Here is a 13792-nt window from a genome sequence, read left to right as displayed (position 1 = left end):
CGGAGTCGGTCAGGAAGCCCTGGTCAGAGCGAGGACGACGTTGTGGCCGCCGAAACCGAAGGAATGGCTGACAGCTACGCGGATGTCCTGCCGGCGTGGACGTTTCGTGACGCAGTCGATGTCGAACCCGGGTGCCGGGGCTTGCAGGTTGGCGATCGGAGGCACCGTGCGGTGCTCGACGGCGAGCACGGTCAGTGCGGCCTCGACGGCTCCGGCCGCGCCCAGGCTGTGGCCGAGCACGCCCTTGGGCGCGGTGACGCTGGGGCGGTGCGGCAGCACACGGGCGATCAGCGCGGCCTCCCCGGCGTCGTTGAGCGGGGTGGAGGTGCCGTGCGCGTTGACGTGGTCGACGTCGTGTGCGGCCAGCCCAGCCTCTGCCAGGGCGGTGCGCAGGGCTGACTCGGCGCCGTTGGCCCCCGGGTCCGGTGCGGTGGGGTGGTGGGCGTCCGAGGCGCTGCCGCAGCCCACCAGCCGGGCGCGGGAGCGGGCGTCACGAGCGGCGGCGTGCTCCTCGCGTTCCAGGACGAGGACGCCTGCGCCTTCCGCCATGACAAAACCGTCACGGTCGACGGCGAAGGGACGGGACGCCTCGGCGACCGCGTCGGCGCGTCGGGACAGGGCGCCCAGCCGCCAGAACCCGGTGGTCGTCGTGCGGCTGACCGTCGCTTCCGTGCCTCCGGCCACCGCGACGTCGCACTGGCCGGAGACCAGGAGGTCGCGGGCGACGGCGACGGCGGTGGCGCCGGAGGCGCAGGCGGAGGCCGGGGCGAGGCTGGGGCCGTGGGCCCTGAGATCGATGGAGACCTCACCGACCGCCATGTTCAGGAGGATCTGGGGAATGGTGAGCGCGGACACCATGTCGGCGCCCAGGTTCTCCAGGCGCCCGGCCTGTTCCTCGTGTACCGCGCCTGCGCCGAGTCCGCAGCCGATGACGACGGCGACCCGGGCGCCGTTCCAGGTCGCGGGATCGAGGCCGGCGTCGTGTACGGCCTCGCGGGCCGCGAGCACCGCGAGTTTCGCGTTCCGCGACATGCGCCAGGCGGCGCGTCCGATGCGCTGGTCGAGTGTGCCGGCCGGGAGGGGGACGCGGCAGGAGAAGTCCACGGGCAGGCCGGTGAGCGCCGGATCAGGGGCCGCGGTGCCCACCCCCCGGCAGACCGCGGTCCAGGTGGTTTCGGCGTCTGCTCCGGCGGGGGTGACCAGCCCGAGACCGGTGACGGCGACGGGTGTCGTCATGAGGGCGGCACCGCCGTCCGGCCGGCCGCGCGCAGCGCGTCGAGGTGGTCGGCGACCTCGGCGACGGTCCTGCCGAGAGCGGCGTGGTCGCTGCTGATCCTGACCGCGAAGCGTTCGTGCAGGATGAGCACCACCTCTGTCAGGGCCAGGGAGTCCAGGCCCAGTTGCTCCAGCGTCGCCTGAGGGTGAATGGCATCCTCCGGTACACGGAAGGAGCCGGTCAGGACGGAACAGAGGGTGTCGTAGGTCTCGGGCACGGAGTGTCCTCGCTGTTGTCGAAGGCGGACGGGGCGGTCCGGGCGAGTTCCGCGAGGCCGTCCTCGAAGCCGATCGGCGGTTCGAAGGACAGCTCGCGGCGCGCGGCGGTGAGGTCGAAGTAGTGCGGTTCCAGCAGTTCCGCCACCAGGAAGCGGCTCAGTGCCAAGGTGCGGGTACTGCGGACCAGGCGCAGGTACGTGTCGCTGACGGCAGCCGCGGTCGTCGCGAGGCGTGGGGGGACGGCACACCAGCGGGCGCTGATGCCCGCGGCCCGCAGGAAGTGGTGGGTGATCTCGCGCAGGGGGCGCGGGTCGTCCTGGCTGACGAAGTAGGCGCGGCCGCCGGCCTCGGGTGACCGCCGCAGGTGGTCCAGGGCGAGAAGGTGGGCGTGCGCGGCGGTGCGGAGATGGGTGGTGTCGACGAGGTTGCCGCCGTCACCGGGCATCAGCAGGCGCCCGGCCCGTACGGCGCGGGCGAGGGCGGGGGCGAAGTGGGGGTCGCCCGGTCCCCAGATGATGTGCGGACGCAGCGAGACCGTGGCCAGCTCCGGGCTGTGGGCCGCGAGGACCATGGCCTCCGCCATGGCCTTGGTCTGCGGATAGGCGGCCGAGTGGTGGGCGGGGCGGGGGAGTTCCTCGGTGACGCCTTCCAGTCCACCGGGCCGGAAGACGACGCTGGCGGTCGAGGTGTGGACGAGCCTGCGCACCCGGTGGGCACGGCACTGTTCGATGACGTTGCGGGTGCCGTCGACGTTGGTGGCCCGGTAGAGCCGCATCGGACCGCTGACCCCGGCCCGGGCGGCGTTGTGGATGACGGCGTCACACCCGGCGACCGCGCGGGAGACGGCGTTCGCGTCGGCGAGATCACCCAGGTGCTGCGGGACTCCCAGCTGTTCCAGGGCGGGGCTGGGGCGGCGGCTGAGAGAGGACGCGGTGATGCCGCGTGCCGTCAGTTGGCGGCAGATCTCCAGTCCCAGGAATCCGCTTCCTCCGGTGACCAGTACCTTCATCGTGTCCTCCCGCGCAGTCGTTTGGCGGCCCAGCCCGCCAGCCGGAGTCGGTCGATCTTGGAGTTGTGCCGGGGATCGGTGGGAAAGCCGGGATGCATGAGCAGGACGTCGACGCGGTGCCCTTCCGGATGGCCCTTCAGCGCGGTGCGTACGGCTGCCGAGGCCGCGGCGTGCGGGGTCGAGGGCAGGGGCTCCACGCACAGGACGGGCAGCTGGCACACGGCCGTGCCGACGCCGACCAGAGCGGTGCGGCGCACGCCGGGAGCGGTGTCGGCCACGGCCTCGACGTCCTCGGTGGTCATCGTGAAGCCGGTACCGGTGACCAGGTGGGCTCTGCGGCCGAGGAACCACAGCCGGCCCTGGTCGTCGAGCCGGCCGAGATCTCCCGTGCGGTGCAGGACCCCGTCACCGGTGACGCTCTTCGTGGCGGCGTCCGCGTCGGGACGTGCGTGGTAGGCGGGGCTGACGGTGGGGCCGGCGACGGCGATCTCACCGAGTCCGGTGGGGTCCGCGTCCAGGATCCGGGGCCGGATGCCGGGCAGCGGCCGGCCCAGGCACGTACCGGTCTGCCCGGTGGGCGGCTGGATGCGTGCGGCCCGAAGGTCGTGGTCGTCGATCGCGGAGACGGGCAGGCACTCGGTCGCGCCGTAGACGCTGAGGATCTCGGCGGTGTCCGGCACGGCTTTGCGCAACGCTTCGGCGAGGTGGAGACGCAACGGGGCGCCGAAGGACAGGACCTGCCGGACCGAGGGCAGGGTGACGCCGTGGCGGAGGCAGTGGCCGGCGATCAGGGTGAGCACGGCGGGTGAGGCGATGATCTTGGTGACCCGGTGCTGGAGGATCGGCTCGACGAGTTCCCTCGGCGGTGTCCGTGCCGGGGACAGGTGGTTCACGGCCGGGGCGAGTGTGGTCAGGCCCAGGAGCGGGCCGAGCATCGCGACCGGGAGGAACCCCGCGAGGAGTACGTCGTCGGGCCGGGGGTCCAGCAGTGTGGTGAGCGCTTCGAGTTGGCCCGCCAGGGTGGCGTAGCGGTACTCCGCGCCCCTGGGACGTCCGGTGGAGCCGGACGTGAAGGCGATGATGGCCAGTTCGTCACCGTCCGGCTCCTGCGGTCGCAGGGTCGGGACACCGCCGCCCGGTGCCCGGGTCGCCAGGCGCCGGCCCGGAGCGAGCGGCGGTCGGCCGGTGACCAGGGGGATGCGGACGTGGGGGCGGCCCCACCCCAGGGCCTGCCGCCCGAGCTGGGCCAGCGGTTCGCCGATGAAGACGTCCGGTGCGATCTCCCGCAGGCAGCGGCGCACCTCGGCGCGCGGCTCGATCAGGACGGGGACGGCACCGAGGGAGCACAGGGCGTACACGACGGCGGTGAGGTCGTACGCGTCGCGAGTCATCACGACGGCCTTGTGGCCGGGCCGGACACCGGCCTGGCGCAGGGCCCGCACGAGGCTGTGGCACCCCCGCACCAGGTCGCCGTGGCTGGTCGTCCGGGAGGTTCCCCTCCGGCAGCGGATGAGCGCGGTGGCGTCAGGCCGGTCGGCCAGGCGGGCGATGACGCCCGGAGCGGTCACGGTCATCGGGTTCCTCGCAGGAAGTCACGGATGCGGTCGCCGAGTTCGGCTGCGGCGTCCTCCATCACGAAATGTCCGGCCTCGGGGAATCGGTGGACGGCCGCGTGGGGGCAGCGGCGGGCCCACTCCTCCAGCAGCCTCGGGGTGAACACCGGATCGCGCATGCCCCAGCCGATGAGCATGGGCAGCGCGGTCGGGTCGGGGCCGGCGCCGGGAGGTTCGAGCAGCCGCCACACGGGATCGGCGTCGTCGCGCGGGATGGCACGGACGGCGTCGGTGACGGCCCGTCGCTCGGAGCGCCTGGCGTAGGGACGGAGGTAGGCACGGCGTTCGGCCGGACGCAGCGGCCGGTGCACTCCGGCGCGCACAGCGGTGCGCGCGAAGCCGTTGGTGAGGTGCACGACGTCGGCCACCAGGCGGTGGTCGCGGATCCAGCGCAGGTAGAACGGCAGCCGGAAGTCGCCGGGCCAGGGGAAGGCCACGGTGTTGCAGATGACCAGACGGGCCACGACCCCGGGGTTCCGCGACGCCCAGGCGATGCCGAGCGGGCCACCCCAGTCGTGCAGGACGAGCGTCCAGCCGCGCTCGGGCAGTCCCTCGTCCCGCACCAGGTGCCGGTGGAGGAGGTCCAGATGTTCCAGCTGGGTGCGGTAGGGGTCGGCGACGCCGCCGGCCGGCCTCAGATGCCGGGACAGGCCGAAGCCGGGCAGGTCCGGCGCCAGGCAGCGGGCATGCGGGGAGAGCCGGTCGACCAGTCCGCGCCACGCGTAGCTCCACGACGGGTTGCCGTGCAGGAACAGCGCCGGCTCCCCGGAGCCGAGATCGAGGTAGTGCTGTCCGGTGGCCGGCACGCGCCGCCAGTGCCTGGGCGCGGGATAGCCCGGCAACAACCTCTCCAGCGCCGCGGCGCGGTCCGTCGCGCTGAGTGCCGGGGCACGGCCGGCCCGTGCGGTCACCATCGGACGAGGGCCAGGCCGAAACTGAAGCCGCTGGCCACGCCGATCATCGCCACGACGTCCCCGGCTTCGACGCGGTCGGCCTCACGCGCCTTGACCAACTGCAAGGGGAGCGAAGCCGCCGCGCAGTTGCCGTGCTCGGCCACCGCGGGCATGCACAGGCTCTCGGGCAGGGAGAACACGTCGAGCATCTGCCGGTACTGCGGCATGGCGATCTGGTGGAAGGCGACGAAGGATCCGGCGCGTGCCGCGGCGAGTTCGCCGCCGGCGACGGCGAGGGTTTCGGGGAGTACGTCGAGCAACCCCTGGCGCAGGTCCCCGTTCAGGCGCAGCGTGGTGTGGTCGTCGTGGACGGAACGCTGGTGCATGGTTCCTCCGCCGGACACGGTGCAGGCCTCCCAGGCTGCGGAGTTGCTGACGAACCGCATCGCCATGACGCCCGGGCCGTCCTCGTCCGCGGGCCCGGCGGTGAGCACCATCGCGGCGCCGGCATCGGACGCGGTGTATCCGGGCAGGGCTCTGAGCAGTGCCTGCCGGTCGGGGACGTTCCAGCGCGTCACCAGGGAGCCGGCCTCCCCGCAGGCGATGAGCACGGTGCGGTAGCGGCCGGTCTCGATGAACGCGGCGGCGGTCTCCATGGCGTTGAGCACGCTGTTGCAGGCGTTCTTCACGTCGAAGACCGGGCAGGTGGCGCCCATTTTGGCCGCCACCAGGTGTGACGTGGCGGGCTCGATCAGGTCCGAGGCGGTGGCGGCGAACAGCAGCAGATCGATGTCGCCGATGCGCAGGCCCGCCTCGTCGAGGGCCTCCCGGGCGGCGGCCGCAGCGAGGTCCGAGGCGTTCTCCCCGTCTCCTCGCACATGGACGCCGCGCACTCCGGTGAGGTCTTCGAGTAGGCCGGGTGGCGGAGCGTAGGCTCCGCTCTTCGCGATCTTCTCGCGGACCTCGTCCATGGTTCGGTAGCGGGCCGGCAAGTGGGCAGCGACGGCTGCGACGCGGGCACGGGCGGGTTGGGGCACCGCGTCACCGTAACGGTGACCTGTCGCGTGCCGAACCGGAAAAACCTCCCGAGAAGCACCCTTCACCCTAAAGAGTGGCAGATATTGGCTTTTCGCTTCCGTCATGTCTTTCAATTCAGGCAAAGCCTGCAATCGGAGTGAAAAGGCGGGGGACGTGGCAGAGCAGCAGCGTGAGCGGTCCGTAGCGGTGGTGGGGGTCGGTTGCCGGCTTCCCGGAGGGATCACCGACCTGGACGGACTGTGGTCCGCGTTGCGTGACGGGCAGGACATGGTCGGCGAGATGCCCGCCGACCGGCTGCCCAGGGACAGGACGGTCGACCCGGGGGTCGTACGTCCCGGCCGCAGTTACACCGCCGCAGGAGGGTTCCTCACGGACGTCGCTTCCTTCGACGCCGCCTACTTCGGGATCTCACCCGCGGAGGCGCGGCACATCGACCCGCAGCAGCGGCTGCTGCTGGAGATGGCCGCGGAAGCGCTCGACGACGCCGCCATTCCCGCCGAATCGCTGGCCGGGTCGGACACCTGCGTCTACGTGGGAATCTCCGACCCCGCCTACGGCACGACGCTCTCACTGCTGCAGGACCACACCAGCCCGCACACCATGCCCGGTGCCACGCTCTCCATCGCGGCGAACCGGATGTCGTACGCCTTCGACCTGCGCGGGCCCAGCATGGCCGTCGACACCGCCTGCTCCTCCGCGCTGGTCGCCGTCGACCGCGCCTGCCGCACCCTCCACGAGGGCTCCAGCCGTGTCGCGCTGGTCGGCGGCGTCAACGTGCTGAGCAGCCCCTACTCCTTCGCCGGATTCTCCTACGCGAACATGCTGTCGCGACGCGGACGCTGCTCGGCCTTCTCCGCGGACGCCGACGGTTTCGTCCGCGCGGAAGGCGGCGCGGTGCTGGTCCTCAAGCGGCTCGCGGACGCGGTGGCCGACGGGGACCGCGTCCACGCCGTGCTCGCGGCCACCGGCAACAACACCGACGGCCGCAGCACCGGCATGATCGTGCCCAGCGCCGAGGCCCAGGAGGCGCTGCTGCGCGCGGTCTACGCGGAAGCCGGCATCAGCGCGGACGACCTGGTGTACTTCGAGGCCCACGGCACGGGCACCCAGGTCGGGGACCCGGCGGAAGCCGAGGCCATCGGCCGGGCGTTGGCCCGTCACCGGCGCAGCGGCCCCCTGCCGGTCGGCTCGGTGAAGACCAATCTGGGCCACTTGGAGCCCGCCTCCGGAATGGCGGGCCTGCTCAAGGCGATCCTGGTCCTGCGCCACCGGGTCGCGCCCGCGTCGCTGCACGCCCTTCCGCTCAACCCCGCGATCGACTTCGACGACCTCAGGCTGTCCCCGACGGTCGAGCCCGTCCGCCTGCCCCGGGGGCAGGCGGCGGCCGTGGGCGTGAACGCCTTCGGCTTCGGCGGAGCGAACGCCCACGCCGTCCTGACCCCGCCGCCCTCCGACCCCCGGCCCGACCCGGAGCAGGCCCCGGCCCACCGCCCGCTGCCGCTGGTCGTCTCCGCGCGCTCTCCCAAGGCGCTGAAGCAACTGGCCACCGGGATGGCGGAGCGCCTGCGGGCCACAGGACCGGAGGAGTTCTACGACCTCGCCTACACCAGCACGGTACGGCGCAGCGCCCACCCGCACCGCGCGGCGGTCATGGCCGCCGACCCGCAGGACGCCGCCCGCCAGCTGGACCGGTTGGCGGCCGGGGAGCCCGCCCGCGGAGCGATCGTGCGGAGGAACGCGCAGGGCGGCACCGTCTTCGTGTTCTCCGGCAACGCCTCGCAGTGGCCGGGCATGGGCGCGGACCTGCTGGAGCACGAGACGGTCTTCCGTGCGGCCGTCGAGGAGGCCGACGCCGCCCTCGCCCCGCACCTGGGCTGGTCGGTGGCCAAGGAACTGGCGTACCCCACCCCGCGTTCCTGGCAGCGGACCGAGATCGCCCAGCCCGCCCTGTTCGCCGTACAGGTCGGCCTGACCGCGCTGCTGGCTTCGCACGGCGTGCGGCCGCGGGCGGTGGCCGGACACAGCGTCGGGGAGGTCGCCGCCGCTTACATCTCCGGAGCCCTGACCCTGCAACAGGCGGCGCTGGTCATCGCCGAACGCAGCCGCACCCAGGCCACCACCGCGGGCCGGGGCCGCATGGCCGCCGTCGGACTGGGCGAGCAACAGGCCCGCGAGGAACTGCTGCGCTACGGCGACGCCCTGGAGATCGCGGGTATCAACAGCGACCGCGCCGTGACCGTCGCCGGCTCCGCCGACGAACTGGCCTCATGGGGGCGGGAACTGGAGGGCCGGGGAGTCTTCTTCCGCGACCTGGACCTGGACTACGCCTTCCACAGCCGTGCCATGGACCCCATCGAGGAACCCCTGTGCACCGCTCTCGCCGAGCTGACCCCCGGCACGGCCCGTATTCCCTTCGTCTCCACAGTGACCGGCACACCGCTGAGCGGGCCGGAACTGGACGCGCGCTACTGGTGGCGCAACGTCCGCGAACCGGTCCGCTTCGCGGAGGCCGTCACCCACCTCGTGGCCGAAGGCGCCGGCAGCGTCGTGGAAATCGGCCCGCACCCGGTGCTGCGCCCCTACCTGCGCCACCCGGACCTCCCCTACGTCGCGACCCTGCGCCGGGACGACGACGGTCTCCGCGAGGCCGCGGCGACGGTCGCCGCGCTGCTCGCCGTCGGCACGTCCACCGACTGGCAGCGCCACTTCCCCCGTGCCGGCCGGGTGGCCGAGCTGCCCGCCTACCCATGGCAGCACGAACGGTACTGGCACGGCACCGCGCACGACCGGATCGCGGGCACCAGCGGCTCCGGCGAGCTCGACCACCCGCTGGTGGGCGAACGCATGCCCGCCCCGCACCCCGTGTGGCACGGCACCGTCGAGCCGCAGCTGGTGCCCTGGCTGGGTGACCACAAGATCGGGGACGACGTGCTCATGCCGGCCGCCGCCTACGTGGAGATGGCTCTGAGCGCCGGCCTGCGCGCCATGGAGCGCCCGGTCGAAGTACGACACCTGGAGATCAGCCGCCCGCTGGCTCTTCCCTGGCCGGATCCGACCCCGATCGCCCTGCAGACCGCCGTCACCCCCGACGACGGCGCCCTGGCCATCAGCGTCCGCGAAGAACACGGCGGCGAGTGCCGGCCCGTCGTACGGGCCCAGGTCCGCACCCTGCTCGGTACGGCGCCGTCCCCCCTCGACGTCCACGCCGTCCGCGCACGCTGCGGCAACGGCCTCAGCGGTGCGGACTTCTACCGGGCGTGCGAGCGCATCGGCCTGAAGGGCGGACCGGCCTTCCAGCTCATCGAGCAGCTGGACATCGGCGAGGGGGAGGCACTGGTCTCCTACCGGCTCCGACACCCCGCCGACGCCTACACCGCCCACCCCGTTCTTCTCGACGCACCACTGCAGGCCACCGTCGCCCTCTCCGAACGCACGACGGAATCCGCCGCCTTCCTGCCGACGGTGTTCGGGTCCGTGCGCGTGTGGCGCACCCCCGCGACCACCGGGGTCGCGCATCTGCGCCGTCGTTGCCGCAGCGCCAACGAGATCTGCTGGGACATCACCTACGCCGACGCCGACGGCACGGTCACCGTCGAGATCGACGGCTGCCGTACCCGGCGCGGCGGTTTGATGGAAAGCTCCCCCCTGGCCGTCCAGCGCACCGTTCTGCGGGCCGCCCCGCGCACGGGCACACCCGCACCTCCCTCTCCACTGCCCGCTCCCGCCGAGGTGGCGTGCGCGGCCGAGCCCCGCATCACCGCCGCCCGCGCCGCCCTGGACGACACCGGCCACCTCCGGTTCGCCGCCGCCGCCGAACGGGCCGGAGCCCACTGCTGGGCCGAGACGTTGCACGGCCTACTCGCCGAGCCGGCGGCCCCGTTCTCGACGCGTGAACTGGTGAGCGGAGGCCTTCGGCCCCAGCACCGCCGCCTGGTCCGGCTGATGATGCCCCTGCTGGTCGAGCACGGCCTCGCCCGGCCCGCCGGAGAGGCATGGCAGCTGACCGGAACCGGGATCCGCCCCGAGGAACTGCTGCGCGGCCTCGTGGAGGACCACCCCGCGTTCGGTGCCGAGACACTGCTCCTCAACCGGCACCTGCGGCACCTCGCCGAGCTGGTGCGGGGCAGCGTCGACGCGCACGACCTGCTGCCACCGGGAGACAGCGCGTACGACCAACTCCGCGAGACCGGCCCGGCCCACCGCTTCACCCACCGTGCCGTGCAGGCCCTGCTCGGTGACATCGTCTCCCGGTGGCCCGCCGACCGTCCGCTGCGCGTCCTGGAGGTCGGGGCGACAACCCGGGCCCTGACGGCCGCCGCACTGCCCGTGCTGCCGGCCGACCGGACCCGCTACACCTGCACGGCCGCCACCGCCGCCGGTCTGGCCCGCGCCGAACACCGTTTCGCCGGCTACGACTTCGTCGACCACCGCACCCTGGACCTCAACACCGACCCGAGCGGCCAGGGCCTGCCCCGAGCCGGTTTCGACCTCGTCCTGGCCGGCGACGCCGTGCACGCCACCCACGACCTGGCCGCGACCCTGCGGCATCTGCACACGCTGTTGGCTCCCGGCGGGCTTCTGCTGGCCACCGAGGAGCACCACGCTCAGCTACAGGCCCTGCTGTTCGGCACGATGGAGGACTTCTGGGAGCGTGGTGACCATTCCCTGCGTCCCCTCTCCCGCATCCTCGCCCGCGACCAGTGGGTACCGCTGCTGCGCCGGTGCGGCTTTCCCGACCCGGTGCAGATCGGACCCGAGAACCGTTCCGTGCTGCTCGCCGCAGCCGCCCACAGCGTTGCCGCCGAGGCCGAGGTACCGGCGCCGGTTCCCGGTGCCTCCTGGGTCATCGCCGTCGAGGACGACACCGAGAAGCAGACCGCGTTGGCGCTGGCCGACCTTCTCGGCGAGGCCACCGTCGTCACCGCGTCCGAAGAGGCCGACGCCTGGGCCGGAGTGCTGACCACCGACCGCGAGCCGCACGTGGTCCTGCTACTGGCCGAATCCCGACCGCAGCAGAGCGTCGTCACCCTGACCACCCGTCGCGCGGCCCTCCTGCGGGCCCTGACCGCGGCCTGCGACCGCCTGCACGGCCGCACCAGTCCGAAGCTGTGGCTCGTCACCCGCCCGACCGGCCTGTTCCCGGCCCCGGAGCAGCCCACACACCCGGCCGACGCGGCCGTCTGGGCCGCCTGCCGCACACTCGCCAACGAGCGACCCGACCTGCGCGTGCGACGTCTCTCCTGGCAGCGCAGCGGTGCGACGGGCGCCGACGCACACCGTCTCGCGGGTGAACTCCTCGCCGCGGAGAGCGAGGAGAGCGCTCAGGAGGACGAGATCGTCCTCACCGCGCACGGCCGTTTTGTGCCTCGGCACGTCCAGCACGCGGAGGACGAACCACCCGCTGTCCCCGCCGACACACCGTTCATCCTGGAAGCCCGCGACCCGAGCCTGCGCCGACGGCTGATCTGGCGGCAGACCGACGTGCCCGAGCCCGGGCCGGGGGAAGTGGCCCTCGACATGCGGGCCGTGGCCCTGAACTACCGCGACCCCCTGCGGGCCAACGGCCTGCTGCCGGCCGAGGCGGTGGAGAACAGCCCCCTCAGCCGGGGTCTGGGTACGGACGGTGCCGGCGTCGTCCGTGCCGTGGGGCCAGGCGTGGAGGGCCTGGAACCGGGCGACAGGGTCTGCGGCCTCGTGCCCGCGGCCCTCGCCTCCCACGCGACGACCGCCGCCGCCGCCCTCGTCCGGATCCCCGAGGGAATGGGCTTCGCGGAAGCGGCGACCTTTCCCGTCGCGTTCCTGACCGTCCATCACACCCTGGTCGACCAGGCACGCCTCGGACGCGGGGAGACCGTACTCGTCCACGGCGGAGCCGGAGCCGTGGGCCTGGCGGTCCTGCAATGCGCCCGCAACCAGGGGGCCCGCGTCATCGCCACCGCCGGCACGGAGACCAAACGCGACCTGCTCCGCACGCTCGGCGCCGAACACGTGCTCGACTCCCGCAGCCTGGACTTCGTGCCCCAGGTCCGAGAGCTGACCGGCGGCGAGGGCGTCGACGTCGTGGTGAACTCCCTCAGCGGCGAAGCCATCGCCCACAACCTCGACCTCCTGCGCCCCAACGGACGGTTCGTCGAACTCGGCAAGAGGGACATCTACCTCAACAACCCGATGACGCTGCGCCCCTTCCACCGCAGCCTCACCTTCACCGCCTTCAACCTCGACGCCGTCATGGAGTCCCCGGCCCTCCGTTCCCGTCTCGTCTCGGTCTTCCACGAGCAGATCGGCTGCGGGTCCTACCGGCCGCTGCCCCACACGAGCTACCCCGCGGCCCGCGTCGAGGAGGCCTTCCACCTCCTGCAACACTCCCGGCACACCGGCAAGGTCATCATCACCTTCGACACCCTGGACGAACCCGTCCCCGTCGAACCCGCCCGCGGCACCCCCACCCTCGACGAGGGGAGCACCTACCTGATCACCGGCGGGCTGAGCGGACTCGGCGCCGCCACCGCCCTCTGGCTGGCCGACCACGGCGCCCGGCACCTGGCCCTGCTCTCACGCCGCGGACCCGACACCCCCGAGGCATCCGCCCTGCTCCGGCAACTCGCCGACCGCGGCGTACACGCCACGGCCTACGCCGCCGACGTCACCGACGAGACCGCACTCCGCCGGGTCATCACGAACGTGGACGCGACGGGACACCCCCTGCGCGGCGTCGTGCACGCGGCGATGCACATGGACGACGCACCGCAGTCCGAACTCACCGACGACCGGTTCGCCGCCGTGCTGGCGCCCAAGGCGGCAGGCGCGGCACTGCTGGACCAGCTCACCAGGGACCGCGACCTGGACCTCTTCCTCACCTACTCCTCCGTCTCCGCCACCATCGGCAACCCGGGTCAGGCCGCCTATGCGGCGGCCAACGCCTACCTGGAAGCACTCGCACGGGTCCGGCACAGCGCAGGCAAGCCGGGTACGGCGCCGGCCTGGGGCCCCATCGGCGAAACCGGCTACGTCGCCCGCAGCGGCATGGGGACGTCCATGGCCGAACGCGGCCTCGATCTCCTCACCCCCGCAGAGGCCCTGACGACCGCCGGCCGCCTTGTCGCCGCCGGTACCGACGTCGCCGGAGCGGGACGCTACCGCTGGGGAACCGTGCGTCACCTCCTGCCGGCTCTCGCCACACCGCGGTTCGCCCGCCTGGTGCCGTCCTCCTCCCTCACTTCCCCGAACGACCGGGACGAGCTCCTGGGGACGCTGGCGGACCTGCCGGCGGACGAGGCGGTACAGAAGATCACCGACACGCTCGGTCGGCTCCTCGCGGGAGTCCTGCAAACCGATCAGGCAGACCTGGATCCCGACCGCCCGGTCACCGACTTCGGACTCGACTCCCTGCTCGGCATGCAGTTCCTCGTCGGCGCCCGTGATCTCTTCGCCGTCCGTCTCGCGCCGGCGGACCTGGCCACCGGACGCACCCTGAGCCACTTCGCCCGCCTGGTCCACCAGCGTCTCAGCCTTCCCGGGCAGGAGGTCTAGGGCCGCGCGTGGACTCGACGTGCCTCTCAGCCTCGGGAGCGCGGGGTCGCTCCGTCGGACGGCAGCGTGGACTGCCGGCCGTCGGGCCCCGCCGGATCCGTGTCGCACCTCCGCCGGGTGCGACACGGCTCCGGCAGCACGGCGCAGTGCCGGGACGCGACGGCCGGCGCAGCGTTCCGGGACGACGGGGACAGACGTGGGGGGGGGGGGGGGGG

Annotated in this window: 7 protein-coding genes; 1 reads left to right on the top strand and 6 read right to left on the bottom strand. The window is 73.0% G+C overall.

Features of this window, described 5'->3' with window-relative positions:
- Positions 1 to 9: 9 nt before the first annotated feature.
- Genes ACYVE9_RS00040 through ACYVE9_RS00015 form a run of 6 tightly spaced genes read right to left on the bottom strand, consistent with a single transcriptional unit; the run spans position 10 to position 6046 of the window.
- Positions 10 to 1236, bottom strand: coding sequence for a beta-ketoacyl-[acyl-carrier-protein] synthase family protein (locus ACYVE9_RS00040; RefSeq protein WP_461025574.1), 1227 nt, complete (start codon positions 1234 to 1236; stop codon positions 10 to 12).
- A complete protein-coding gene (locus ACYVE9_RS00035) occupies positions 1233 to 1493 on the bottom strand; it encodes an acyl carrier protein (protein WP_461025573.1) in 261 nt (86 codons plus the stop codon). The genes ACYVE9_RS00040 and ACYVE9_RS00035 overlap by 4 nt, the downstream gene beginning before the upstream one ends.
- The gene (locus tag ACYVE9_RS00030; protein WP_461025572.1) at positions 1457 to 2503 is read right to left on the bottom strand and encodes an NAD-dependent epimerase/dehydratase family protein; all 1047 of its coding nucleotides are present in this window, start codon (positions 2501 to 2503) and stop codon (positions 1457 to 1459) included. Before ACYVE9_RS00030 ends, ACYVE9_RS00035 begins: the two co-directional genes overlap by 37 nt.
- The gene (locus ACYVE9_RS00025) at positions 2500 to 4077 is read right to left on the bottom strand and encodes an AMP-binding protein (RefSeq protein WP_461025571.1); all 1578 of its coding nucleotides are present in this window, start codon (positions 4075 to 4077) and stop codon (positions 2500 to 2502) included. Before ACYVE9_RS00025 ends, ACYVE9_RS00030 begins: the two co-directional genes overlap by 4 nt.
- Complete coding sequence (locus ACYVE9_RS00020; RefSeq protein WP_461025570.1) at positions 4074 to 5030, bottom strand: alpha/beta fold hydrolase; 957 nt, start codon at positions 5028 to 5030, stop codon at positions 4074 to 4076. The genes ACYVE9_RS00025 and ACYVE9_RS00020 overlap by 4 nt, the downstream gene beginning before the upstream one ends.
- Positions 5024 to 6046, bottom strand: coding sequence for a 3-oxoacyl-ACP synthase III family protein (locus tag ACYVE9_RS00015; protein ID WP_461025569.1), 1023 nt, complete (start codon positions 6044 to 6046; stop codon positions 5024 to 5026). The genes ACYVE9_RS00020 and ACYVE9_RS00015 overlap by 7 nt, the downstream gene beginning before the upstream one ends.
- A gap of 154 nt (positions 6047 to 6200) precedes the next feature.
- Here ACYVE9_RS00015 and ACYVE9_RS00010 point away from each other — a divergent pair, with 154 nt between their 5' ends.
- The gene (locus ACYVE9_RS00010; RefSeq protein ID WP_461025568.1) at positions 6201 to 13577 is read left to right on the top strand and encodes an SDR family NAD(P)-dependent oxidoreductase; all 7377 of its coding nucleotides are present in this window, start codon (positions 6201 to 6203) and stop codon (positions 13575 to 13577) included.
- Positions 13578 to 13792 lie beyond the last annotated feature (215 nt).

The organism is Streptomyces sparsus (assembly GCF_054776295.1).
This window is presented reverse-complemented; position numbering and strand designations above follow the sequence as displayed.

Bases quoted from the DNA above. Each gene is read 5' to 3' on its own strand.
- ACYVE9_RS00040 (WP_461025574.1), bottom strand. From the start codon at position 1,236: ATGACGACACCCGTCGCCGTCACCGGTCTCGGGCTGGTCACCCCCGCC.
- ACYVE9_RS00030 (WP_461025572.1), bottom strand. From the start codon at position 2,503: ATGAAGGTACTGGTCACCGGAGGAAGCGGATTCCTGGGACTGGAGATC.
- ACYVE9_RS00025 (WP_461025571.1), bottom strand. From the start codon at position 4,077: ATGACCGTGACCGCTCCGGGCGTCATCGCCCGCCTGGCCGACCGGCCT.
- ACYVE9_RS00020 (WP_461025570.1), bottom strand. From the start codon at position 5,030: ATGGTGACCGCACGGGCCGGCCGTGCCCCGGCACTCAGCGCGACGGAC.